The organism is Bradyrhizobium australafricanum, assembly GCF_020329495.1.
GTDB classification, from domain to species: Bacteria; Pseudomonadota; Alphaproteobacteria; order Rhizobiales; family Xanthobacteraceae; genus Bradyrhizobium; species Bradyrhizobium australafricanum.
Genome location: NZ_JAGKJL010000009.1, coordinates 26,675 through 49,361 on the forward strand (window position 1 = coordinate 26,675; position 22,687 = coordinate 49,361).

Annotated in this window: 22 protein-coding genes and 1 pseudogene; 15 read left to right on the forward strand and 8 right to left on the reverse strand. The window is 65.4% G+C overall.

Annotated elements, in window-relative coordinates; genetic code table 11:
- Positions 1 to 5 precede the first annotated feature (5 nt).
- Positions 6 to 599: a class I SAM-dependent methyltransferase gene (locus J6525_RS10455; RefSeq protein ID WP_225644166.1), complete on the forward strand. Its 594-nt coding sequence runs from the start codon at positions 6 to 8 to the stop codon at positions 597 to 599.
- Positions 600 to 646: 47 nt separating this feature from the next.
- On the opposite strand, the gene J6525_RS10460 is transcribed toward J6525_RS10455, so the two are convergent.
- Positions 647 to 1,045: an MAPEG family protein gene (locus J6525_RS10460; protein ID WP_092083453.1), complete on the reverse strand. Its 399-nt coding sequence runs from the start codon at positions 1,043 to 1,045 to the stop codon at positions 647 to 649.
- A 73-nt stretch (positions 1,046 to 1,118) separates the two neighbouring features.
- Positions 1,119 to 2,927, reverse strand: coding sequence for a PHA/PHB synthase family protein (locus J6525_RS10465; protein WP_092083452.1), 1,809 nt, complete (start codon positions 2,925 to 2,927; stop codon positions 1,119 to 1,121).
- 291 nt (positions 2,928 to 3,218) lie between these two features.
- Between J6525_RS10465 and J6525_RS10470 the strand changes: the two genes are divergently transcribed.
- The 7 genes from J6525_RS10470 to J6525_RS10500 all read left to right on the forward strand — a co-directional run bounded on the left by J6525_RS10470 (position 3,219) and on the right by J6525_RS10500 (position 10,945).
- Complete coding sequence (locus tag J6525_RS10470) at positions 3,219 to 3,494, forward strand: hypothetical protein (protein ID WP_016842954.1); 276 nt, start codon at positions 3,219 to 3,221, stop codon at positions 3,492 to 3,494.
- 216 nt (positions 3,495 to 3,710) lie between these two features.
- Complete coding sequence (locus J6525_RS10475; protein WP_092083451.1) at positions 3,711 to 4,931, forward strand: LL-diaminopimelate aminotransferase; 1,221 nt, start codon at positions 3,711 to 3,713, stop codon at positions 4,929 to 4,931.
- A gap of 38 nt (positions 4,932 to 4,969) precedes the next feature.
- Positions 4,970 to 6,289: a homoserine dehydrogenase gene (locus J6525_RS10480; protein ID WP_225644168.1), complete on the forward strand. Its 1,320-nt coding sequence runs from the start codon at positions 4,970 to 4,972 to the stop codon at positions 6,287 to 6,289.
- A gap of 79 nt (positions 6,290 to 6,368) precedes the next feature.
- On the forward strand, positions 6,369 to 7,367 hold the full coding sequence (glpX, locus tag J6525_RS10485) for a class II fructose-bisphosphatase (protein WP_050420275.1): 999 nt from the start codon (positions 6,369 to 6,371) through the stop codon (positions 7,365 to 7,367).
- A 127-nt stretch (positions 7,368 to 7,494) separates the two neighbouring features.
- Entirely contained in the window at positions 7,495 to 8,214 is a 720-nt protein-coding gene (locus J6525_RS10490) for a haloacid dehalogenase type II (protein ID WP_225644170.1), read from the forward strand.
- 55 nt (positions 8,215 to 8,269) lie between these two features.
- Complete coding sequence (recJ, locus tag J6525_RS10495; RefSeq protein WP_225644172.1) at positions 8,270 to 10,111, forward strand: single-stranded-DNA-specific exonuclease RecJ; 1,842 nt, start codon at positions 8,270 to 8,272, stop codon at positions 10,109 to 10,111.
- Positions 10,112 to 10,129: 18 nt separating this feature from the next.
- The gene (locus J6525_RS10500) at positions 10,130 to 10,945 is read left to right on the forward strand and encodes a glucose 1-dehydrogenase (RefSeq protein ID WP_225644174.1); all 816 of its coding nucleotides are present in this window, start codon (positions 10,130 to 10,132) and stop codon (positions 10,943 to 10,945) included.
- Positions 10,946 to 11,167: 222 nt separating this feature from the next.
- On the opposite strand, the gene J6525_RS10505 is transcribed toward J6525_RS10500, so the two are convergent.
- Both J6525_RS10505 and J6525_RS10510 read right to left on the reverse strand, forming a co-directional pair.
- A complete protein-coding gene (locus tag J6525_RS10505) occupies positions 11,168 to 12,403 on the reverse strand; it encodes a lytic murein transglycosylase (protein ID WP_225644176.1) in 1,236 nt (411 codons plus the stop codon).
- Between the two features lie 113 nt (positions 12,404 to 12,516).
- Positions 12,517 to 13,092 (reverse strand): MarR family winged helix-turn-helix transcriptional regulator, encoded by a 576-nt coding sequence (locus J6525_RS10510; protein ID WP_225644177.1) that lies wholly within the window; start codon positions 13,090 to 13,092, stop codon positions 12,517 to 12,519.
- 95 nt (positions 13,093 to 13,187) lie between these two features.
- Here J6525_RS10510 and J6525_RS10515 point away from each other — a divergent pair, with 95 nt between their 5' ends.
- The 3 genes and pseudogenes from J6525_RS10515 (at position 13,188) to J6525_RS10525 (ending at position 15,257) form a co-directional block, all read left to right on the forward strand.
- Positions 13,188 to 13,667: a carboxymuconolactone decarboxylase family protein gene (locus J6525_RS10515; RefSeq protein ID WP_225644180.1), complete on the forward strand. Its 480-nt coding sequence runs from the start codon at positions 13,188 to 13,190 to the stop codon at positions 13,665 to 13,667.
- Between the two features lie 41 nt (positions 13,668 to 13,708).
- Positions 13,709 to 14,215, forward strand: coding sequence for a cupin domain-containing protein (locus J6525_RS10520; protein WP_225644182.1), 507 nt, complete (start codon positions 13,709 to 13,711; stop codon positions 14,213 to 14,215).
- 147 nt (positions 14,216 to 14,362) lie between these two features.
- Positions 14,363 to 15,257 (forward strand): annotated as a pseudogene (locus tag J6525_RS10525) (dihydrodipicolinate synthase family protein).
- Between the two features lie 21 nt (positions 15,258 to 15,278).
- Here J6525_RS10525 and J6525_RS10530 read toward each other — a convergent pair.
- The 3 genes from J6525_RS10530 to efp all read right to left on the reverse strand — a co-directional run bounded on the left by J6525_RS10530 (position 15,279) and on the right by efp (position 18,329).
- Positions 15,279 to 15,701, reverse strand: coding sequence for a DUF805 domain-containing protein (locus tag J6525_RS10530; protein ID WP_092083443.1), 423 nt, complete (start codon positions 15,699 to 15,701; stop codon positions 15,279 to 15,281).
- Positions 15,702 to 16,029: 328 nt separating this feature from the next.
- Entirely contained in the window at positions 16,030 to 17,634 is a 1,605-nt protein-coding gene (locus J6525_RS10535; protein WP_225644184.1) for a M23 family metallopeptidase, read from the reverse strand.
- 128 nt (positions 17,635 to 17,762) lie between these two features.
- On the reverse strand, positions 17,763 to 18,329 hold the full coding sequence (efp, locus tag J6525_RS10540) for an elongation factor P (protein WP_016844580.1): 567 nt from the start codon (positions 18,327 to 18,329) through the stop codon (positions 17,763 to 17,765).
- A gap of 416 nt (positions 18,330 to 18,745) precedes the next feature.
- On the opposite strand from efp, the gene epmA reads away from it, so the two are divergent.
- The 4 genes from epmA to J6525_RS10560 are packed head-to-tail and all read left to right on the forward strand — an operon-like array spanning position 18,746 to position 21,395.
- Entirely contained in the window at positions 18,746 to 19,798 is a 1,053-nt protein-coding gene (epmA, locus tag J6525_RS10545; RefSeq protein ID WP_225644186.1) for an EF-P lysine aminoacylase EpmA, read from the forward strand.
- Complete coding sequence (locus J6525_RS10550; RefSeq protein ID WP_225644188.1) at positions 19,795 to 20,886, forward strand: lysine-2,3-aminomutase-like protein; 1,092 nt, start codon at positions 19,795 to 19,797, stop codon at positions 20,884 to 20,886. Before epmA ends, J6525_RS10550 begins: the two co-directional genes overlap by 4 nt.
- Entirely contained in the window at positions 20,855 to 21,106 is a 252-nt protein-coding gene (locus J6525_RS10555; protein ID WP_225644190.1) for a hypothetical protein, read from the forward strand. Before J6525_RS10550 ends, J6525_RS10555 begins: the two co-directional genes overlap by 32 nt.
- 43 nt (positions 21,107 to 21,149) lie before the next feature.
- Positions 21,150 to 21,395 (forward strand): hypothetical protein, encoded by a 246-nt coding sequence (locus tag J6525_RS10560; RefSeq protein WP_225644401.1) that lies wholly within the window; start codon positions 21,150 to 21,152, stop codon positions 21,393 to 21,395.
- 66 nt (positions 21,396 to 21,461) lie between these two features.
- On the opposite strand, the gene J6525_RS10565 is transcribed toward J6525_RS10560, so the two are convergent.
- Positions 21,462 to 22,547 carry a 3-deoxy-7-phosphoheptulonate synthase gene (locus J6525_RS10565; RefSeq protein ID WP_225644192.1) on the reverse strand — a complete coding sequence of 362 codons (1,086 nt, stop codon included), beginning with the start codon at positions 22,545 to 22,547 and terminating at the stop codon, positions 21,462 to 21,464.
- Positions 22,548 to 22,687: the final 140 nt, after the last annotated feature.

The following is a 22,687-nucleotide window of genomic DNA, read 5'->3' on the forward strand; positions in this document are numbered from 1 at the left end:
GGATCGTGGACGACGCCACGCTGCAGTTCTATCGGCGCAATGCCGAGGCCTATGCCGGGTGGGCGAAAGCCCCGTCCACCCGGCTGATCGGCTTTCTGAAGCTGCTGCCGCCGGGCGGCGCGATCCTCGAACTCGGCTGCGGCGCCGGCAATCATGCCGCCGTCATGCTCGCCGAAGGCTTTGTGCTGCGTGCGACCGACGGGTCGCCCGAGATGGCCGAGATCGCGGCGGGCCGCATCAATCATCCCGTCGAGGCGATGCTGTTCCATGAGCTCGAGGACCGCGAAACCTATGACGGCGTCTGGGCCAGCGCCTGCCTGCTGCACGTGCCGCGCGACGAATTGGCCGGCATCATCGGCCGCATCCATCGGGCGCTGAAACCCGGTGGCGTTTTCTACGCGAGCTACAAGATCGGCCATGGCGATGGCCGCGACAGCATCGGCCGCTACTACAATTATCCTGCGGCAGACTGGCTCGCTGCGACCTACGCCGCCTTAGGGGCGTGGACGCAAGTCTCGTCCGACACCAGCGAGATCAAGAGTTTTGACGAGGCTCCCGCGACGATGCTGCATATCGTGGTGCGCAGAGCGGGTAGTTGATGCCACGCCGGCGCGGCTGTCGCCGCGACCGGCGGGAATATCTGGAATCAGAGGATCTTGAAGATCGCGAGCGCCAGCACCGCCTGGGCGAGGAAGCCGACCGTGAAGGCCACGCTGCGGAACACCGGCAGGCCCAGCGTGTACACGATCAGATGGGCGACGCGGGCCCAGAAATAGACGGCGCAGGCGAGCACGGTCCATTTGGTGGAATAGTCGGCCGCGTTGAGGATCAGGACCAGCGGCGCGAAGATCACGAGGTTCTCGACCGCGTTGTCATGGGCGAACATCAGCCGGTTGGCCCATTCCGCGTGCGGCTTGTCGCCACGCGAGGGATTGCCGATGACGCCGGAGAGGCCGCGCACCTGCCAGCGGTTGATGAGGTAAGGAATCCACAGCAGCCCGGTCAGGATCACCGTCAGCGACAGCCAGAACAGTTCGCGCGTCATCGTCTCCCCCTCACGTGAATTCGATTCCCGACCGTCGGGACCGTCTGTTTATAGCTGAGCGGAAGAGTTGGCGCTACGCGCGGACGCGGACATAGCTGCCCGGGGCGTCCTCGAGCACCTGCGTGCCGTTGGAGCCGACCATGCGCGCCGGGACCGTCTCCGGATCATGGCTTTCCAGCCAGCCGCGCCAGTCGGGCCACCACGAGCCCTTGTGCTCCTCGGCGCCCTTCAGCCAGTCGGCGAGCTTCATGTCCTTGATGTTGTCGTTGGTCCAGTACTGGTACTTCTTCGACGCGGGCGGATTGACCACGCCGGCGATATGGCCGGAGCCGGACAGCACATATCTCACCGGGCCGCCGAAGAACTGCGAACCGTAGAGCACCGATTCCGCCGGCGCGATGTGATCCTCGCGGGCGGCGAGGTTGTAGACCGGCACCTTCACCTTCGACAGATCGAGCAGCGTGTTGTCCAGCACCATGGTGCCGGTCGACAGCCGGTTCTCCAGATAGCAGTTGCGCAGGTAGTAGGAGTGGTTCGACGACGGCATCCGCGTCGCGTCCGAATTCCAGTGCAGCAGGTCGAACGAGGAGGGCGTCTGGCCCTTCAGATAATTGTTCACGACATACGACCAGATCAGGTCGTTCGAGCGCAGCATGTTGAAGGCCATCGCCATCTTGCTGCCCTCGAGCACGCCGGATTCCTGCATGTCGCGTTCGAGCGCCGAGATCTGGTCTTCGTCGACGAACACCAGGAGATCGCCGGCATGGGTGAAGTCGACCTGCGCGGCAAAGAACGTCGCCGATGTCACACGCTGGCGGCGCTTCTCGGCGAGATAGGCGAGCGTCGAGGCGAGCAGGGTGCCGCCGACGCAATAGCCGGCGGTGTGCACCTTCATCTCGCCGGTGACCTTCTCGATGACGTCCATCGCCGTCAGCGGGCCTTCGGTCATGTAGTCGGCCCAGGTCTTCTTGCCGAGCTCCCTGTCCGGATTGACCCAGGAGATCACGAACACCGTGATGCCCTGGTCGACGCACCATTTGATGTAGGATTTCTCGGGGCGCAGATCGAGGATGTAGAACTTGTTGATCCAGGGCGGCACGATCAGCAGCGGCGTGCGCAGCACGTTCTCGGTCGCCGGCGAATACTGGATCAGCTGCATCAGCTCGTTCTGGAAGATCACCTTGCCCGGCGTCGTCGCCATGTTGACGCCGACCTCGAGATTGCTCGAGTCGGACTGGCGGATCCGCAGCGTGCCGTGGCCGGCCTCGATATCCTCGGCCAGCATCTTCATGCCGCGCACCAGATTGTCGCCGTTGGTCTCGACGGTGGCGCGCAGCACCTCCGGATTGGTCAGCACGAAATTCGACGGCGCCAGCGCGTTGGTGATCTGCTGGACGTAGAATTCGGCCTTCTTGCGGGTGTGGGGATCGATCCCGTCGGCGTCATGGACCAGCTGCTGCGCCCATTTCGAGGTCAGCAAATAGAGCTGCAGGATGAAGTCGAAGAACTGGTTCGACTTCCATTCCGGATCCTGGAAGCGCTTGTCGCGCGGGGCCGGGGCGATCGCCGGCTTGGCATCGGCCTCGCCGGCCATGCGGCGCACCGCCGAGCCCCAGAGATCGAGATAGTCCTTGCCGAGCTGCATCTGCAGCGACGAGGCGCGCTCCTTGTCGGACAGCCAGTATTCGGCGATCACGCTGAAGGTCTTGATGACCTCACCGAGCTCATTCGGCGGCTTGTCGCGGACTTCTCCGGTCTGGCGCGGCTTGAGATAGGCTGCCAGCGCCTGGCCGCTGCTCTCCATCGCCCGCGCGATGTTCATGGCGAAGGCTTCGGCGTTAAATTTCGGGGCGGTCTGGGTGTCGGTACTAACGTTGCTCATCTGAGGTACAATATCGCGTCGTTTGGAGGGCGTCATCGCGCGGTGCGGCAACGCAAATCAGTCAAAATCCAGCATTTCGCTCTGTTGCGGTGCGAGAAAAAATCTTTGTTCCGTCATATTGAAGCCTCAGGGGTCGCTTTTGGTGTTCCCGCTTTAAGCGTTTCGGGCGACAATGGTTTGAAACGCTAAAGTCGAAATTAACGCAGCGGGGACGCTGCAAGGCTCGTACCAGTGCGACCCGTGTCGGCAACGTGCGACGTGCGCGCTAGCTTGTTGGGGACAATTCGGCGCATGCCGATCGATCGAATGAACAGGGGGCTCGCGGCCGCAGTGCTGCTCGCGTCGTTGGTGGCGCTGAGCGGGTGCTCGAGCACGATCGCCGATATGACGATGCCGGCCGATGCGCCGGCGCGCGAGAAGGACGCCGGCGGCTACCTGCCGGTCCATGATCTTCCGCCCGACCGCGCCGATCCGACGATCAAGCCGGCGGACCAGGCCAAGATCGAGCAGGAGCTGATTGCCGCGCGCGCGCGCCAGGCCTCGACGGCCGCCCAAAGCGGGAAGTAGCGCCCGACGAACGGCCGATCAGCGCTGGCGCCGCCCGGTGTCCGTGCTAAAAGAAACCCAGTTCAACCGCAGATCCGGCCGCAGCCCCCAGATCGTGCGCCTGAATTCGCTCTAAGTCATTGATTCAGTGCGATTTCTGTCAGAGGCCGAGCCGGCTTCCGCAAACTACGCCAAGGGGGTCGATTCTGGCATCGCGGTTGTCGGAGCAAGGGTCCCATGGAAGATTTTTACCGCATTCGCCGTCTGCCGCCTTATGTCTTTGAGAAGGTCAACCAGGCCAAGGCGGCCGCGCGCAACGCCGGGGCCGACATCATCGACATGGGCATGGGGAACCCGGACCTGCCGACCCCGCCGCATGTGATCGAGAAGCTCAAGGAGACGCTGGGCAAGCCGCGGACCGACCGCTACTCGGCCTCGCGCGGCATCAACGGCCTGCGCAAGGCCCAGGCCGCGTATTATGCGCGCCGCTTCGGCGTCAAGCTCAACCCCGACACCCAGGTGGTTGCGACGCTCGGCTCGAAGGAGGGGTTTGCCAACGTCGCGCAGGCGATCACGGCGCCCGGCGACGTCGTGCTGTGCCCCAATCCGAGCTACCCGATCCATGCCTTCGGCTTCCTGATGGCGGGCGGCGTGATCCGCTCGGTGCCCTCGGAGCCGACGCCGCAGTTCTTCGAGGCGGTCGAACGGGCGATCATCCATTCGATCCCGAAGCCGATCGCACTGATCGTCTGCTATCCGTCGAACCCGACCGCCTATGTCGCGGACCTCGACTTCTACAGGGACCTCGTCGCGTTCGCGAAGAAGCACGACATCTTCATCCTGTCCGATCTCGCCTACGCCGAGGTTTATTTCGACGAAAACAATCCGCCGCCATCGGTGCTGCAGGTGCCCGGCGCGATCGACGTCACTGTCGAGTTCACCTCGATGTCGAAGACGTTCTCGATGGCCGGCTGGCGCATGGGCTTTGCGGTCGGCAATGAGCGGATCATCGCGGCGCTGGCGCGGGTCAAATCCTATCTCGATTACGGCGCGTTCACGCCGGTCCAGGTGGCGGCGACCGCGGCGCTGAACGGTCCCGACGACTGCATCCGCGAGATGCGCGACACGTACCGCAAGCGCCGCGATGCGCTGGTCGAGTCATTCGGCCGCGCCGGCTGGGACATTCCGCCGCCGCAAGCCTCGATGTTCGCCTGGGCGCCGCTGCCCAAGGCGTTCGAGGCGGTCGGCAGCATGCAGTTCGCGACCCTGATGGTGGAGAAATCCGGCGTCGTGGTGTCGCCGGGCGTGGCGTTCGGCGAGCATGGCGAGGGCTATGTCCGCATTGCGATGGTGGAGAACGAGCAGCGCATCCGGCAGGCCGCGCGCGGTGTGCGCCGCTTCCTTGAAAGCGGCATCGAAACGTTGCACAACGTCGTTCCTCTCGCCAACCGACGCTAATCCTTCCAGGTTGCTTAATCTCCAGGTCCCTTAAATCCATGGTCGCACCCCTGAACGTGGGCATAGCGGGGCTCGGCACCGTCGGTGCCGATGTCGTCCGCCTCATCGAAACGCAAGGACGGGCGCTGGCCGAGCGCAGCGGCCGCGGCGTTCGCGTCGTCGCAGTCACGGCGCGCTCGAAAGCCAAGAAGCGTAGCCTCGACCTGCGCGGCATCGCCTGGGCGAAGAGCCCCGAGGCGCTTGCCGAGGATCCCAACGTCGACTGCTTCGTCGAATTGATGGGCGGCGCCGGAGATCCCGCGCTGTCCGCGATCGAGACCGCGCTGAAGGCCGGCAAGTCGGTCGTCACCGCCAACAAGGCGCTGATCGCCAAGCATGGACTGCGTCTCGCCGCGGCTGCCGAGAAGCACGGCGGCGCGCTGAATTTCGAGGCGGCGGTCGGTGCGGCGATCCCGGTCATCAAAACGCTGCGCGAGGGCCTCGCGGGCACCAGCGTCAACCGCGTCTACGGCATCCTCAACGGCACCTGCAATTACATCCTGACCCGGATGGAGCAGGAGGGCCTGTCGTTCGAGGAGTGTCTGAAGGACGCCCAGCGTCTCGGCTATGCCGAAGCCAACCCGTCGTTCGACGTCGATGGTCACGACACCGCGCAGAAGCTCGCGATCCTGGCCAGCCTCGCGTTCGGAACCAAGGTCGCGGAAAGCGCGGTTTATGTCGAAGGCATCTCCTCGATCACGCCGGAAGATCTCAAGGCCGCCGCGGAACTCGGTTACCGGGTCAAGCTGCTCGGCGTTGCGGTGCGCACGGCAAAGGGCATTGAGCAGCGCGTGCATCCGACCATGGTGCCGAAATCATCCTCGATCGCGCAGGTGATGGGCGTCACCAATGCGGTCGCGATCGACGGCGAGGGGATTCCGCCGATCACGCTGGTGGGGCCGGGCGCCGGCGGCGGCGCGACGGCCTCGGCCGTGGTCGCCGACATCGCCGACGTCGCCCGCGGCATCCGTGCCAAGCCGTTCGGACGGCCGGTGGAGCGGTTGCGCGACACCACCAAGGCGCCGATGGAACGCCATGAGGGTGGCTATTATATCCGCCTGATGGCGCGCGATCTTGCAGGCACTGCCGCAACAATCGCCACCCGGCTGGCGGAACAGAAGATATCTCTGGAATCCATCGTGCAACGGCACCCGGATGGCGTCGATGTGAACGGTGCGGCCAAAAAACCTTCACCGGTCCCGGTCATTCTGATTACCTATGCGACCAGCGAGGATGCCGTGCATCGTGCGCTGGCCGCAGTGCAGCGCGATAAGGTCATCAGCGGCCGGCCGCAGGTGATCCGGATCGAGAAAAACTAGCGCATGGCCTGAACGGGTCGGGCGTGAGACGATTGATGCGGGCAGGCTGGCCTGTCCCAGAGGCTTAAGGAGTACGCCGATGTCGACCCATATTTCCGTTCCGCCGCAGATGCTGCTCGAGCGCATCCTGACGCTCGAAATCGTGCGCGTGACGGAGCGCGCTGCGGTGTCGGCCGCGCGGCTGCGCGGCCACGGCCAGGAGAAGGCCGCCGACAAGGCTGCGGTCGACGCGATGCGGCGCGAGCTCAACAAGCTGCCGATCGAGGGGACGGTCGTAATCGGCGAGGGCGAGCGCGACGAGGCGCCGATGCTGTTCATCGGTGAGAAGGTCGGCCTCAATGCCGGCCCCAAGGTCGACATCGCAGTCGACCCGCTCGAGGGCACCACGTTGTGCGCCAAGAACATGCCGGGCTCGATCGCCACGATGGCGATGGCCGATGGCGGCACGCTGCTGCACGCGCCCGACGTCTACATGCAGAAGATCGCGATCGGCCCGGGCTACGCCAAGAATGTGATCGAGCTCGACGCGCCGCCGGCCGACAATGTCCGCCGGCTCGCCAAGGCCAAGGGCGTCGACCCGACCGCCATCAACGTGCTGGTGCTCGATCGTCCGCGCCATGCCGACATCATCAACAGCGTGCGTTCAACCGGCGCTGCCGTGCAACTGATCACCGACGGCGACGTCGCCGGCGTCATTCACTGCGCCAAGCCCGATGAGACCGGTGTCGACATGTATATCGGCACCGGCGGTGCGCCCGAGGGCGTGCTCGCGGCGGTCGCGCTGCGCTGCATCGGCGGCCAGATGCAGTGCCGCCTGATCCTCGACACCGAGGAGAAGCGCGAGCGCGCGCACAAGATGGGCGTCACCGATCCGAAGATGATCTACGGCATCGAGGACATGGCCAAGGGCGACTGCCTGTTCGCCGCCACCGGCGTCACCACCGGCTCGCTGCTGACCGGCGTGAAGTTCAAGAAGGACGTGATCGAGACCGAGACGGTCGTGATGCGCTCGGTCACCGGCACCGTGCGCTACATCAAGGCCGAGCATCGGCAGCTCGAGAAATTCCACCTGGACTGAGGACGAGCCTACAACAACCGTCATTCCGGGGCGCGCGAAGCGCGAACCCGGAATCTCGAGGTTCCGGGTTCGATGCTTCGCATCGCCCCGGAACGACGGACCAAAAACAACAACAAGGGAGACGCGCATGTCCGATCTGTCCGGGGTCAAGGCGCTGGTGTTCGACGTGTTCGGGACCGTGGTCGACTGGCGCACCAGCCTGATCAACGACTTCACCAGATGGGGCGAGACGCGCGGTATCAAGGCCGATTGGACCGCGCTGGTCGACGGCTGGCGCGCGGTCTATGCGGCCTCGATGGACGAGGTGCGCAAGAACCCGCAGAACGGCTACGTCATCCTCGACGTCTTGCACCGCCGCTCGCTGGAAAAACTCGTCGCGCAATTCGACATCAAGGGGCTGACCGAGGCGGATCTGCAGCATCTGACGCTGGGCTGGCATCGCCTGCACGCGTGGCCCGACAGCGTCGCCGATCTGGCCCGGCTGAAGACCAAATACATCATCTCGCCGCTCTCCAACGGCAACGTCGCGCTGCTCACCAACATGGCGAAGTTCGCAGGCCTCCCCTGGGACCTCGTGATGTCGGCCGAACTGTTCGAGCACTACAAGCCCGATCCGGAGACCTATCTCGGCGCCGCGAAGCTGCTCTGCCTGCCGCCGGAGCAGGTGATGATGGTCGCCGCGCACAATTACGACCTGAAGCACGCGCAGAAGCTCGGCCTGAAGACCGCCTTCGTGGCGCGTCCGACCGAATACGGTCCGCTGCAAAAGTACGATTTCGAGGCCACCGGCGAGTGGGACATCGTGGCCAAGGATTTCGGGGAAATCGCCAGCCGAATGGGCTGCTAGAACTGGTCCACAAATCATCGAAGCGTTACGATTCCTGCCTGATTGGGAAGGGCTCATGACGCTGCACGCATCCGCACTGCCCGTCGAGGCGCCACAGGCGTTCCTCGGCGTGACGCGGTCGCTGACCGGAAAACTCTGGCGCGACCGGCTGGATGCGCGCGGGGCGGCGCGGGCGCTCGCGATCGTGCAGCGCTATCAATTGCCGGAAATGCTGGCGCGCGTGCTGGCGGGGCGCGACGTCGGGATCGACGAGGTTCCCGACTTCCTCGACCCGACCATCCGCAAGCTGATGCCGGATCCTCACACGGTCACCGAGATGGAGCACGCGGCCAAGCGCATCGCGGATGCCGCGGTGCGCGGCGAGAAGGTTGCGATCTTCGGCGACTACGACGTCGACGGTGCGACCTCGGCCGCGCTGCTGACCTGGCATCTGCGCCATTGCGGGCTGGACCCGCTGATCCACATTCCCGACCGCATTTTCGAAGGCTACGGGCCGAACGTCGACGCCGTGCGTGCGCTGGCGGCGAAGGGCGCGACGCTGCTGGTCACGGTCGATTGCGGCACCACCAGCATCGAGCCGCTGGCGGAAGCCAGGAAGCTCGGCATGTCGGTCGTCGTGATCGATCATCACCAGACCGGCGATGTGTTGCCCGAGGTCGACGCACTGGTTAATCCGAACCGGCCCGACGATCTCTCGGGGCTCGGCCATCTTGCAGCGGTCGGCCTCGTGCTGGTGACCTTGGTCGCGGTGAATCGCGAACTGCGCCAGCGCGGCTTCTGGACCGGCGAGATGCCGGAGCCGGACCTGCTCAGCGTGCTGCATCACGTCGCGCTCGGCACCGTCGCCGACGTCGCGCCGCTGATCGGACTCAACCGGGCCTTCGTCGCCAAGGGCCTGATCGCGATGCGCCGCCGCGATCATGTCGGCCACACCGCGTTGATGGACGTGGCGCGGCTGAACGGCCCGCCGGAGGCCTGGCATCTCGGCTTCATGCTGGGACCGCGCATCAATGCCGGCGGCCGGATCGGGCGCGCCGATCTCGGCGTGCGGCTATTGCTCGAAGGCGATATCTCCGAAGCCGCGCGGATCGCGGCCGAGCTCGATCGCCTCAATGCCGAGCGGCGCGTGATCGAGCAGGCGGCCGAGGCGCAGGCCGAGGCCGAGGCGCTGGCCTCGCTCGGGCTCGAGGACAAGGGCGCTGTCATCGTCACCGCGACGGAAGGCTGGCATCCCGGCGTGGTCGGGCTGGTGGCGGCGCGGCTGAAGGAGAAGTTCGCGCGTCCCGCGTTTGCGATCGCGCTGGAGCCCGGCGGCATCGGCACCGGATCGGGCCGCTCGATCGGCGGCGTCGATCTCGGCAAGGCGGTGCGGCAGGCGGTGCACGACGGCCTTTTGATGAAGGGCGGCGGGCACGCGATGGCGGCCGGGGTCACGCTGCGCAAGGAGAAGCTCGCCGAATTCCGCGCCTACATGGAGAGCGCGCTGGCGGCCGACGTCGCCAATTCGCGGCACGAGAACGAGCTGTTCATCGACGGCGCCGTGACCGCGCGCGCGGTGACGCCGGAGTTCGCTGCGACGCTCAATCGCGCGGGCCCGTTCGGCAGCGCCAATCCGGAACCGGTGATCGCGCTGCCGTCGCATCAACTGGTCTATGCCGACGAGGTCGGGCAGGCGCATCTGCGGCTGCGCTTCAAGTCAGGCGACGGCTCGATCGTCAACGGTATCGCGTTCCGTTCCGTCGGACAGAAGCTCGGCAGCGCCTTGACGCAAAATCGCGGCCAGCAATTGCACGTGGCGGGCTCTCTTGCGGTCGACCGTTGGCAAGGCACCGAACGTGTGCAATTCCGTGTCCTCGACGTCGCGGTGCCGGATCAGGGCCCGACGGTGATCCGATAAGAAACGTTGGGAGAGGACATGGCAGGACAGGTTGAAGGCAAGGTCGCGCTGGTGACCGGCGGCGCATCAGGCATTGGCGAGGCCATCGTTGAATTGCTCGCGCAGGAAGGCGCGACCGTTATTGCGACCGATATCGATGAGTTGAGGGGACCCGAGCTCGCCGCGCGGCTGAAGAAGGCTGGTCGCGACGTGGTCTTTCTGCCGCAGGATGTTACCAGCGAGGAGCGCTGGATCGAGGTTGTCGCTGATATCGGCAAGCGCTATGGCCGCCTGGATATCATGGTCTCGAACGCCGGTATCGGCATTGGGGCGCCTTCGATTGTCGAGATGTCGCTCGCGGACTGGCGCCGCCAAACCGCCATCAATATCGACGGCGTATTCCTGTCGGTGAAGCACTCGCTGCCGCTGATGCGTAAAACTGGCGGCGGCTCCATCATCATGATGTCGTCGCTGGCCGGCCTGCGCGGCGCGGCGACCCTTTCCGGCTACAGCGCCACGAAGGGCGCGGTCCGCTTGTTCGCCAAGTCGATCGCGATGGAATGCGCGCAGATCGGCGACGGCATCCGCGTCAACTCGGTGCATCCCGGCATCATCGACACGCCGATCTGGGGCAAGATCCCGACTGGCGCGACCGGTGCCGGCCAGAACGCGCCGATCGATCCGGAGGAGCGGGCAAGGTTCGCGACGCCGCTCGGACGCGCCGGCCAGGCCATCGAGATCGCCCAGGGCGTGCTCTATCTCGCTTCCGACGCGTCACGTTACGTCACGGGCAGCGAGCTCGTGATCGACGGCGGCATGAATGCCGGCGGCGTCGTGCGGCAGCCTGCGAAATAGTCTCCGTCATTGCGAGGAGCGAAGCGACGAAGCAATCCATAGTCCCGCATATGCGGAGGGATGGATTGCTTCGCTGCGCTCGCAATGACGGTGAGCGGTCAATGCGGCAGCCTGCGAGCAGATAGGAGCGAACTGTCGTAGCCCGCATGAGCGGAGCGACATGCGGGATGACCGCCCCGGGTATCGCTTTCGCTCACCCGGGCTACGCAGATCGCATGATGGCTAGCCGCCTTGCCGTAACCGCGCCAGAACCTTGAGCCCGCCGTAACCGTCGGCGGGCAACAGGCCCATCTTGATTTGAAAATCCTTGATCGCCTTCATGGTGTCGTTGCCGACGCGGCCGTCGGTGCCGCCGGTGTCGAAGCCGGCCTTGGTCAGCCGCGTCTGCATCTCCTGCACCTCGGCGAGCGTCAGCGCGCGCTCCGAGCCCGGGAAGGGCTGGATGAAGGGCGGCCCGCCGAGGCAGCGATCGCCGAGATGGCAGATCGCCAGCGCGTAGTTCATCGACGGGTTATAGCTCTTCACCGAATTGAAGTTCGGACCGAGCAGGAAGGCCGGGCCACCCGCGACCGGGATCCACAGCTGCGCTGATGCGTTCGGCTGCGGAAACGGCTGGCCGTCGGCTCTGACGACGCCGGCGCTGGCCCAGGCCGCATAGGTGCGGCTGCCGCCGGCGCCGCCGCCGGGCGCGCGGACCTCGTAGCCCCAATGCTCGCCGCGGTGCCACTTGCCGCGGTTGACGAGATATTTCGCGGTCGAGCCCAGCGCGTCGTCGGGCCGGCCGAACGGCGAGACCTTGCCGTCGCCGTCATAGTCGAAGCCGACATTGAGCCAGACTTCCGGCATCCACTGCGAATGACCCATCGCGCCGGCCCAGGAGCCGTTCATCTCCTGGGGCGTGCTCCAGCCGCGCTGCACGATCTTCATCGCGTTGATCAGCTCGGTCTCCCAATAGGCCTTGCGGCGCGGCTCGTTCCAGGCGAGCGCCGCCAACGAGGGAAACACCGGCGTCATGTGGTTCTGCTGCACCAGCGGATCGCCATAGGCGGACTCGACGCCCCACAGCGCGAGCAGCGTGCCGCGCTCGACGCCGAAGTCGCGTTCGATCCGGCCGAACAGCGCCTCGTTCTTCTTCAGCGCCTCCTTGCCGTGAATGACCCGCCAGTCGGAGACGCGGCGATTGATGTACTGCCAGATCTGCTCATGGAATTCAGGTTGGTTGCGCATCTGCCTGAACACGCTCATGTCGGGCTCGATCCGCCCCATGCAGCGATTCCAGGTCGCCTCCGAAATGCCTTTTGCGAGCGCGCGGGCGCGAAAATTGTCGCGCCACTGGTCGAAGCCCGGAGGGGCGGCGGCGAGCGCGCCGAGCGGATTGACGAGCACCACGCCGGCCGCGAGCCCGGCCTTCAGGACGGCGCGGCGGGCAGGGGACTTCGGAGAATCAGGCTGTTTCATCGGGCCAGTGTAGCGGCGCCGATCGGATGAGCCAAAAGCCACGCCGCCGCAGGAGCGATAGTTTTGAGCATGACCTCATCGGAAAATCGGTTCCCATTTTTCCGGGTCATGCTCTAGCTATCCTGCAAATCTATGGCGATTTTTGACAGCCACCGGCGCACCACCTGTTCCGACCTGGCATCGAGGCCGGCGGCGAGCCGGCGTTCCTGGGCCTGGGCGATCTGCCGGCATTTCTCCAGCAGTGTGGTTCCATGGCTGGTCAGGGTCCATTGCAACACGCGGCCGTGGACCGGGTGCGGCGTCTTGCCGATTGCCCCGTCGCGCTCGAGGTTGCGGATGATCACGCTCACGGTCTGCGGGGTCAGCAGCGCGACGCGAGCCAGATCGGCGCCGGAGAGCCCCGGATAGGCTTTCAGCATCGTCAGCACGACGAATTGCGGCGAGGTGACGCCGAGCCGCCCCAGCCGGCGCTCCATCGACAGCCGCGAGGCCGCGTGGGCCTGACGCAGCAGATAGGCGAGATAGCCCTGCTGGCCGCGCTTGCCTTCGCCCGGCGCCGGAACGGAAGGGGCGAGCAGGACGTCGCCAGTGCTCGATCCCGTGTTCGCTGCGGCCCTTCGGCCGGCGGCTTTTCCGACCGGATGCCGCTCGGCGGCGCCGGATTTGCCTCGTTTCTGCATTGCCGCCATGTCGCCTGCTGTCGCCTTTGCCGATGTCCGCATCTTGCCGATGATATCAGAGCTCTGATAATATCTCAGTACACTGATAACATGAGGCCAGGCCAATGTCACATGCCCGCAAGGAATACACCGACTTCGAGAAGCTCGCGCCCGACGTCTTCGCCGCGGTGCGCGCGCTCGGCCAGTTCGCGGCGAAGGCCGGCCTCGACAAGCAGCTGCTCGAACTGGTCAAGCTGCGCGCCTCGCAGATCAACGGCTGTGCGTTCTGCGTGCAGTATCACATCCTGCAGGGCGAGAGCCTCGGCGTGCCCGCCGACAAGCTGAACCTCGTCGTGGTGTGGCGCGAGGCGCCGCAGTTCACGCCGCGCGAGCGCGCCGCGCTGGCCTGGACCGAAGCGTTGACGACCTTGCCGAACGGCGTCAGCGACGAGATCTATGCGCAGGCCACCGCCGAATTTTCCGAGCAGGAGCTGACTTACCTGACCTCGGCGATCGCATCGATCAATGTCTGGAACCGGTTCGGCGCGGCCTATCGCTGGACGCCGCCGCCGCGCCGGCAGCGTGCGGACGCAGCGGCTTCGTAACGTCGGAGACGGATCAAACGGCAACTGACAGGGAGAAAACAATGACCTCGATGGCAATGACTCCATCCCTTCCATTCGCGCGGCCGCCGCGGCCGGTCGCGCTGGCGGTGATCGCGGGACTGGCCTCCACCTTCGTGATCGGCAAGGCAGTGCCGACCCCGATGGACGCGATCTCCTCTGTCATCGCGCCACTGTGCGCCAGCGCCAATGCGGCGTCGCCGCTCGACAAGGTCGAGGTCATCACCTCGCACGCGCTGCCCAATGTGGCGGGCAAGCGTGTCACGGTGGTGCGCGTATTCTACGGTCCCGGCGGCTTCACGCCGCCGCACCGCCATTCCGGTTCTGTGACGGCCTACATCACCAAGGGAGAAATCCGCTCCCAGCTCGGCGGCGGGCCGGTCGAGACCTTCAAGGTCGGCCAGTCCTTCTTCGAGCCGCCGGGCTCGACCCACATGGTCTCGGCCAATGCGAGCACCACGGAGCCGGCGGAGCTGATCGCGGTGTTCGTGGCGGACGAGGGCGCGCAGCTGACCACGATGCTCGAATAGCGATCGGTTGGGCGCTCGTTCTGCTAGACGTGCGCACTGGACCAGTTCGGTGCCCAGTTCGCGTGAAACTGGACCTTGCGCGCAACGGGCCGTGTCGATTGATTGCACGACACGTTGCGGCGACGGTTGCCGACGAGGGACAAATCGATGATCAGCCTGAAGGGGCTCTCTGCCTTCCCGATAACGCCTTCGAACCGGGATGGGCGGGTCGATGCGGGTGCGCTCCGCGCCTTGCTCGACCCCTTGATTGCGGCGAAGGTGGATTCGGTCGGGCTGCTCGGAAGTACCGGCTCATATCCGTATTTCAGCCGCGATGAGCGGCGGCGCGCCGTGCAGGCGGCCACCGCACTGGCAGACGGCAACACACCAATACTGGTTGGCATCGGCGCACTGCGCACCGACGAATGCGGTGCGTTTGGCCCAGGATGCGCGTGATGCCGGCGCGACGGCAGGCCTGCTGGCGGCGGTTTCCTATACGCCGCTGACCGATGACGAGGTCTTTGAGCACTTCCAAGTCGTGGCCCGCGAGAGCGGGTTGCCGATCTGCATCTATGACAATCCCGGAACGACCCACTTTCAATTCACGCCGGCTCTCATCGGCCGTCTGAGCCGGGTCGAGGGAATCGTCGCGGTGAAAAGTCCGGCGCTGGATGCTTCGACCGTGGCGGGCCATCTCAGGGAATTGCGGGCTGTGGTTCCGGACGGCGTTGCGTTGGGTTACAGCGCCGACTGGAATTGCACCGAGGCGCTGCTGGCGGGCGGAGATACCTGGTACAGCGTTGTCGCAGGAATCTTCCCGAAGGTCTGCGTGGACATCGTTCGCGCCGCGACGAGCGGCGATGCGGCCCGGGCGCGAGAGCTCAACGCGCGTCTGCAGCCGATTTGGGATCTGTTCAGGACATATTCCAGTCTGCGTGTTGTCTACGCACTTGCCAATCTCAGAGGGGCCTGCACGGCTGAGCCTCCACGTCCGATATTGCCGCTGCCCGCGGACGCTCAGAGGCGGGTCAGGGAGACGTTGGCTGCGATGGAGATCGACTGATCGCAACCACGGCGGAGGGCGCTAGATGCCGGCGCGCGCCAGCGGGTCGCGGCCGAACCGGTTGTCGCCTTTCGATCCCGGCAGCACGCTCAGCGTTGCGACCAGCGCCAGATAGGGGATCCAGTATTTGACGTGCAGCGCGGCGGCGAGGTGGGGAACGGCGAGGATCGTCAGCGCCCACCAGCCCGAGACGTTGAGGTCGTGCAGCCGCTTCACCAGGATCGCGGCGAACGGCCACAATGACAGCATGAGCAGCAAGCGCAGGACGGACAGGTCGTCGGCGGGCGGGCTGCTGTCGTAATACCGTGGGCCGGGGTCGAGCCTTGCGCCGATGCGAATGACGAGCATGTCGACCAGCACGAGGCCGAAAAACCCCAGGCCGAATTCCTGACGACTGATGCGGCCTTTCACCGACAGAAAGAACCAGCTGAAGGTCGAGAGCATGCTTGGTTGTGGTCCAGCCTGAATGGGCATCTGATACAGACTTGAGTCCGACGGTCAAAGCGGGACAGGTTCCCGCGGTTTGCTGCTTCCATCATGATCATTCAAGCTGGCAATTGTCGCCGTGACATGGCGCGCATCGATGCGATTCCGAATGGAACCTGCGGTGGGTGTTTGCACAATTTCGGAATAATGGAATAATGCCGCTGATTTGCCCGACGTGTCAAGTTGTCGTGTCGAACGACGGCAGCCGCCGGCTACTTTGCATGGGGTTGTTTTCGATATTTTGGCAGTGCGCCCCGAACCGGTGTCCCCTTCGCTCGACAACACCCTAATTGCCGCCGCCCTCCTGGGTGTCGATGCGATGCACGACGTCGTCGGGCAGGGCATGGGCCACGGCGGCTGCAAGCCCGGGCTCCGGTCCGATCTCGCGGCCGCGGCCGCGGATCAGCCGCTCATAGGCCGACACCAGCGTGGTGTAGGGATTGACCCACAGCCAGCCGTCGCGCGTGAACAACTGGACGTCGAAATGCAGATGCCGCGATGTGCCGTTGGGGTGGTCGAGATAGTTCGAGACCACGCCGATCTTCTCGCCCTCGCTGACGCGGCGTCCGTTGAGCAGGCCGTCGGCATCCATCACCGACGGGTTCATGTGCATGTAGCGGAAGCGGACATGCTCGGTGCGGGTGTTGACCTGCAACGTCGCGGCCTGCTGCTGCGCCGAGCGGATCACGATACTGTCGCGCACCGCAACGACCGCCTGCTGCTTGGGGTCGCAACCATCCTTGCTGTCGACAGGACATGCGCCGGGGCGGATGTCCTGGCCCTGATGGCCGTAGCCGCTGGCGCATTGGCCGACCTCGAAGCTGCGCGCCTCGCAGAAATTGTCTTGCCAGGGATACGTGTCGATGGCCGCGCCGGGCTTGCGCTTGGCGAAGGATTGCGAGTGGGCGAAGGCCGGCGCCTTCTCGAGCGGAAAGCGGATCTGCGAATAGACGGTGAAGTCGGCGTGGCCGCCTTGTTGCCTGCGGCCGCCGCTGCCCGCGACGATGTCGCCGCTCGGGTGGTATGTGAAGTCGGCGGATTGCGCGGCTGGTCGCTCGGCGATGTCGGAGGCGACGTCGCTGCGCGGCCGTAACGGTTGGCCGCCGGCGATGCGCAGGGCCTTCAGAAACCGCTCGGCGACCGGATAGGCCTCGCGGCAGGCCAGCCGCTTCGGCCGCGGCGCGCTGTCGAGGCACTGGATCGAGACGACATAGGGAATCCCGAAGCGAGTGAAGGCGTAGCGGACATAGCCCTCGCGAATGAAGCGGCGCAGGTCCGGAAGCTGCGCGGCCAGCGTCCTGACCGGCTCGCCCTTGCCGCCGAGCCGGTCGGCGAGGTCGTAGACGAGGATCGAGCCGGAAATCTGCACCTCGACCGGCTTTGCAAATGTCCGCGGCGGCAGGCCGTCGCCGGCGCCGGGGTCGAGCGAGAACACGGCATCGTAGCCCGATGCACCGGCATGGAAGAAATCGACCGCGCGGAAGTCGGCCTGGTAGCGCGCGATCGACAGGCTGTCCGGCGCACCGTTTTGCCGCGCTTCGAGATAGCTTGCGGGGTCGAGCGGCAGCAGCACCGGGATCGGGCTCTGCGCAATGCCGGGAAACAGCGGCGCTGTCACCGCGTTCAACTGCACCAGCGCAGGCGTCGCCCGCGGATCGGTGGCGGGCACGCGGCGCTGGCCTGCGAAAGTGAAGCCGGCGGCGATGGCCGGGCGGCTGCCGATCTCCTGCCGCAGCTGGTCGAGCACGGCGCGCCATTCGACCCGCATGGCCGAGATCGATGGCGTTCGGAATTCGTCGGCATGGGCGCCGGGAAGAGGCGAGAGCAGGGCTGCCAGCCAGCAACTGACGAAGCTGACCACCTTCCTGTTCACTGCACACCCCGGGCTCATGTCTGATCGCCCGAGAGACTAAAGCAAGTTCCGGAAAAGTGTGTAGCGGTTTTCGGTAAAGTTGACGCTTAACCAACAAGTTGAGGCGCGGTGACGATTCATTTCAAATCCCACCGCGCCTCAAGCGCTCAGTCCTTGGCGCGTTCGACGTAGGAACCGTCTTCGGTCATGACCACGATGCGCGTGCCCGTGGTGATGTGCGGCGGCACGCCGGTGCGCAGGCCGTTGGACAGCATGGCCGGCTTGTAGGACGAGGAGGCGGTCTGGCCCTTGGTCACGGGCTCGGTCTCGACCACTTCCAGCGTCACGCGCTGCGGCAGCTGGATCGCGACCGGGTTGCCCTCGTGCATCGAGAGCTTCACGGTCATGTTCTCCTGCAGATACGGCGCGGACGAGCCGACGATCTCCTTGGAGACCTGGACCTGGTCGTAGTTGTCGTTGTTCATGAAGTGGAAGCCGTCGCCATCTTCATAGAGGTAGTTGTAGTTGTGGTCCTCGACGGTGGCCTTCTCGACCTGGTCGGTGGTCTTGTAGCGCTCCGAGACCTTCACGCCGTCGCCGATGCGGCGCATTTCGATCTGGCTGACCGGGGTGCCCTTGCCGGGATGAATGTTCTCGGCGGAAAGGACCACATAGAGCTTGCCGTCCTGCTCGATGACGTTGCCCTTGCGGATGGAACTGGCGATGACTTTCAAAGGTGTTTTCCTGAATTTGAGAGCCTAAGGGCGCCAACCGGATCGGCAGCCCCTCGGTCATGGCGGCGATTTCGGGCTGCAACATACTGATTTGTCCCTGAGATGCCAGTCTTTTGCGGCCGAATTCGCAAGGTTGCCAACCGTCCCGGCCGTCCCGATCGGCCCTATTTTTCGGCCATGGGCTCATCCGTTTTAGCGAATCTGCCGATGGGACGCGCGAGCCGTGGTTCAGGTTCAGCCACGTGCGCCCATGGACAAGGTGCGCGTCTTTCGACAAGAAGGGATCAGCCTCGCGGCGTTCCGCGGAGGCTCGGGCTGTGTAGGCTTATGAACTTGCGTAGAATCAATCGGTTGCGCAGTACTCTTGAGTGCGGATGGCGGCTCGTTGATGTTGAATCCATGAGGATGCTCTGGCGATGACAGCTCATGACCGGCCGTCGCCCTGGTGGATGCCGCAGCGCTATGCCGACCGCAGGCCGTTCCTGCAGGCGCGGACGGCGATCACGCGAGCGCTGCGCGCCTGGTTCGAGGAGCAGGGATTTGCCGAGGTCGAGACCGCGATCCTGCAGATCTCGCCGGGCAACGAGACCCATCTGCACGCTCCTCGCACCGAGCTCAGGCAGGCCGATGGCTCACATGCGCCGCGCTATCTGCGCACCTCGCCAGAGTTCGCCTGCAAGAAGCTGCTCGCGGCCGGCGAGCCGAAGATTTACGAGTTCGCGCGGGTGTTCCGCGACCGCGAGCGCGGCGACCTGCATCTGCCCGAATTCACGATGCTGGAATGGTACCGCGCCAATGCCGGCTATGACGCCATCATGGCCGACACGATCGTGGTGATCGCCCATGCGGCGCAGGCGACCGGGATCGGCCGGTTTTCATTCCGCGGCAGGACGGCCGATCCGTTTGCGGAGCCGGAGCTGCTGACGGTCGCGGCGGGTTTCGAGCGCTTCGCCGGCATCGATCTCCTGGCGACGATCTCAGGCGGCGAAGGCGACCGCGAGGCGCTGGCGTCGGCTGCTGCAGCGCGGGTGCGGGTTGCAGATGACGACACCTGGTCCGATATCTTCAGCAAGGTGCTGGTCGAGCATATCGAGCCTCATCTGGGACAGGGCCGTCTGACGGTGCTGTTCGAATATCCGTCGCCAGAGGCCGCGCTGGCGCGCACCAAGGCCGGCGATCAGCGCGTCGCCGAGCGTTTCGAGGTCTATGCCTGCGGCGTCGAGCTCGCCAACGGCTTCGGCGAGCTGACCGACGCGGCCGAACAGCGCCATCGTTTCACCGCAGCGATGGACGAGAAGGCCCGCCGCTATGGCGAGCGCTATCCGCTCGACGACGACTTCCTTGCCGCGGTCAGCCAGATGCCGGAGGCCAGCGGCGTCGCGCTCGGCTTCGACCGGCTGGTGATGCTCGCGAGCGGCGCGCCACGAATTGATCAGGTGGTCTGGACGCCGCCTGCGGGAGAGACATGAACAGGATCGATCCAAAACTGGCGGCGACGCTGCGACAGCCGCGCGAGCTGGTCGATGCCGGGCTCGCGCCGGTCGCGGCACTTGCCGAGCTCGAGCGGGTCGCTGCGCGGTACGCGGTCGCGGTGACGCCGGAGCTCGCCGCGCTGATTGACCCGGCCGATCCCGCCGACCCGATCGCGCGGCAGTTCATCCCGAGCGCCGACGAACTCGTCGAGCAGCCGGGCGAGAACGCCGATCCGATCGGCGACGACGCGCATTCGCCGGTCGCCGGAATCGTGCATCGCTATCCCGATCGGGTGTTGTTCAAGCTCGTCCATGTCTGCGCGGTGTATTGCCGGTTCTGTTTCCGGCGCGAAATGGTCGGGCCGGGAAAGGCCTCGGCCTTGTCCGATGACGCCTACCGTGCGGCGCTGGATTACATCCGCAGCCATCCGGAGATCTGGGAAGTCATCCTGACCGGCGGCGATCCCTTGATGCTGTCGCCGCGCAGGCTGACCGAGATCATGGCCGATCTCGCCGACATCAATCATGTGAAGATCGTTCGCCTCCACACCCGTGTTCCGATCGCCGATCCGGGCCGTATCAATCCCGAGATGATCGCGGCACTGCGGGTCGAAGGCGCGACGACCTGGATTGCGATCCATGCCAACCATCCGCGTGAGCTGAGCAACAATGCCCGCGCAGCGTGCGCGCGCCTTGCCGACGCCGGCATTCCCTTGGTAAGCCAGTCCGTCCTGCTGCGCGGCGTCAACGATGATGCTGCGACGCTCGAGGCGCTGATGCGCGGCTTCGTCGAGTGCCGGATCAAGCCCTATTATCTGCATCACGGCGACCTTGCGCCCGGCACAGCGCATTTGCGCACCACGATCGAAGCCGGGCAGGAACTGATGCGGGCGTTGCGCGGGCGTGTGTCCGGACTTTGTCAGCCGGATTATGTGCTCGACATCCCCGGCGGCCACGGCAAAGCGCCGATCGGCCCGAGCTATTTGTCGCAGCCGGCTTCCCGCGAACGTGAAGATCCGATGGAACGGCGCTACCGTATCGTCGATTATTGTGGTGACGTTCATCTTTACCCGCCGCAATCCTGAGGCGGCGATGAGCGGGGCCGGGGACGGACGGCAGGAGCCGCCCGAGGACGAGGGCAACCGCAGCATCGAAAATGCTGTGATGTTCGGCTTCTTTGTGGTGCTGGTCGCCGCGGGAATCTGGCTCCTTGGCACGATGGCCGATATACGGAAGGTACAGGATTGCGCAGCGCAGGGGCGACGCAACTGTGCTACCGTCGAGGTGCCGGAACGGGCGCGATAGGGTTGAGAAGCGGAGACGCGAGATGCGGAAGACAGTTTTGTTGATGGCTCTGATGATGGTTGCGGCCGGAGCGCCCCAGCTTGGCATCTCCCAAGCCTGGGCGCAGCAACAGGGCGGATCGTCCTCCATGCAGAAGGGCGGGACGGTCCCGGAGGCGCCGATCGGACATCGTCAGCCGCGCCGCGGCGACGTTGGCAGCGAGAAGAATATCAGCGATCCGAACAGTCAGGCCAACAAGGAAGACGCGGCGCTCGACAGGAAGATCAAGAGCATCTGCCGCGGTTGCTAACCGACGCAGCTGACCGGCGAGGCGCGATATTCGCCCCGCCGGCAACGCTCAATCCGTTCGGCCGAATCAGGCCGAACGCTCCTGCAGGCCGTCACGCCGCACGCTGCGCCTTGCGTCGACGGCATCGGCCAGCTGCTTCAACACGTCAGCCGTCGTCTCAAGGTCGACGCAGCCGTCCGTGATGCTCTGGCCGTAGGTCAGCGCCTTGCCCGGCACGACGTCCTGGCGTCCCGCAACAAGATTGCTCTCGATCATCACGCCGATGATGCGCTGTTCGCCGCCTGCGACCTGGCGCGCGATGTCGGCGGCAACCGCCGGCTGGTTCTCCGGCTTCTTGCTGCTGTTGGCGTGGCTGGTGTCGACCATCAGCCGCGCCGCGACACCGGCGCGGCCGAGCTCGGCGGCGGCAGCATCGACGCTCGCGGCATCATAATTCGGCGCCCGGCCGCCACGCAGGATGACGTGGCAGTCTTCGTTGCCGCTGGTGGCGGCGATCGCCGAACGGCCGCCCTTGGTGACCGCCATGAAATGATGCGGGTGTGAGGCCGACTTCACCGCGTCCGCCGCGATCCGCACACCGCCGTCGGTGCTGTTCTTGAAGCCGACCGGGCAGGACAGGCCGGAAGCCAGCTCGCGATGGATCTGGCTCTCGGTGGTGCGCGCGCCGATCGCGGCCCAGGAGACCAGGTCAGCGATGTATTGCGGCGTCGTCATGTCGAGGAATTCGGTGCCGGCCGGCAGGCCGAGATTGTTCACCGCCGACAGCACGTTGCGGGCGAGCCGCAGGCCCTTGTTGATGTCGAAGCTGCCGTCGAGATCGGGATCGTTGATCAGCCCCTTCCAGCCGACGGTGGTGCGCGGCTTCTCGAAATAGACCCGCATCACGATCTCGAGGCGGTCGGCGAGCTGTTCGCGCAGGCTGGCGAGGCGCTCGGCGTAATCGACGGCCGCCGCGGGATCGTGGATGGAGCAGGGGCCGACGACGACCAGCAGGCGGTCATCGGTGCCGTTCAGGATCGCGTGGACGGCGTTGCGGGCGCCCATCACCACCCGGGTCGCCGTCAGGGTGCGCGGGACCTCCCGCATCACCTCCTCGGGCGTACTGAGCTCTTTCAATTCCTTGATGCGAAGATCGTCTGTCGTACTCAACACGGCTGGCTCCTTTGGAGTTCGGGACCTGCCGGCACACAAAAAAGCCGCCAGGTCTGGCGGCTTGTTTTGGACGTTTGCTGCAATTCTTCAGATTGAGCGCGATCCTCCTGCCGCCAGCGAGCTGTCGTAGCTAAAGTACC

Excerpts from the sequence above, each read along its gene's own strand:
- J6525_RS10475 (WP_092083451.1), top strand. The coding sequence starts at position 3,711 with ATGGAAGATTTTTACCGCATTCGCCGTCTGCCGCCTTATGTCTTTGAG.
- J6525_RS10460 (WP_092083453.1), bottom strand. The coding sequence starts at position 1,045 with ATGACGCGCGAACTGTTCTGGCTGTCGCTGACGGTGATCCTGACCGGG.
- J6525_RS10505 (WP_225644176.1), bottom strand. The coding sequence starts at position 12,403 with ATGAAACAGCCTGATTCTCCGAAGTCCCCTGCCCGCCGCGCCGTCCTG.
- J6525_RS10490 (WP_225644170.1), top strand. The coding sequence starts at position 7,495 with ATGTCCGATCTGTCCGGGGTCAAGGCGCTGGTGTTCGACGTGTTCGGG.
- J6525_RS10520 (WP_225644182.1), top strand. The coding sequence starts at position 13,709 with ATGACCTCGATGGCAATGACTCCATCCCTTCCATTCGCGCGGCCGCCG.
- J6525_RS10465 (WP_092083452.1), bottom strand. The coding sequence starts at position 2,927 with ATGAGCAACGTTAGTACCGACACCCAGACCGCCCCGAAATTTAACGCC.
- glpX (WP_050420275.1), top strand. The coding sequence starts at position 6,369 with ATGTCGACCCATATTTCCGTTCCGCCGCAGATGCTGCTCGAGCGCATC.
- J6525_RS10480 (WP_225644168.1), top strand. The coding sequence starts at position 4,970 with ATGGTCGCACCCCTGAACGTGGGCATAGCGGGGCTCGGCACCGTCGGT.
- J6525_RS10550 (WP_225644188.1), top strand. The coding sequence starts at position 19,795 with ATGAACAGGATCGATCCAAAACTGGCGGCGACGCTGCGACAGCCGCGC.
- J6525_RS10515 (WP_225644180.1), top strand. The coding sequence starts at position 13,188 with ATGTCACATGCCCGCAAGGAATACACCGACTTCGAGAAGCTCGCGCCC.
- epmA (WP_225644186.1), top strand. The coding sequence starts at position 18,746 with ATGACAGCTCATGACCGGCCGTCGCCCTGGTGGATGCCGCAGCGCTAT.
- J6525_RS10500 (WP_225644174.1), top strand. The coding sequence starts at position 10,130 with ATGGCAGGACAGGTTGAAGGCAAGGTCGCGCTGGTGACCGGCGGCGCA.
- J6525_RS10530 (WP_092083443.1), bottom strand. The coding sequence starts at position 15,701 with ATGCTCTCGACCTTCAGCTGGTTCTTTCTGTCGGTGAAAGGCCGCATC.
- J6525_RS10510 (WP_225644177.1), bottom strand. The coding sequence starts at position 13,092 with ATGGCGGCAATGCAGAAACGAGGCAAATCCGGCGCCGCCGAGCGGCAT.
- J6525_RS10535 (WP_225644184.1), bottom strand. The coding sequence starts at position 17,634 with ATGAGCCCGGGGTGTGCAGTGAACAGGAAGGTGGTCAGCTTCGTCAGT.
- J6525_RS10560 (WP_225644401.1), top strand. The coding sequence starts at position 21,150 with ATGGCTCTGATGATGGTTGCGGCCGGAGCGCCCCAGCTTGGCATCTCC.
- recJ (WP_225644172.1), top strand. The coding sequence starts at position 8,270 with ATGACGCTGCACGCATCCGCACTGCCCGTCGAGGCGCCACAGGCGTTC.
- J6525_RS10470 (WP_016842954.1), top strand. The coding sequence starts at position 3,219 with ATGCCGATCGATCGAATGAACAGGGGGCTCGCGGCCGCAGTGCTGCTC.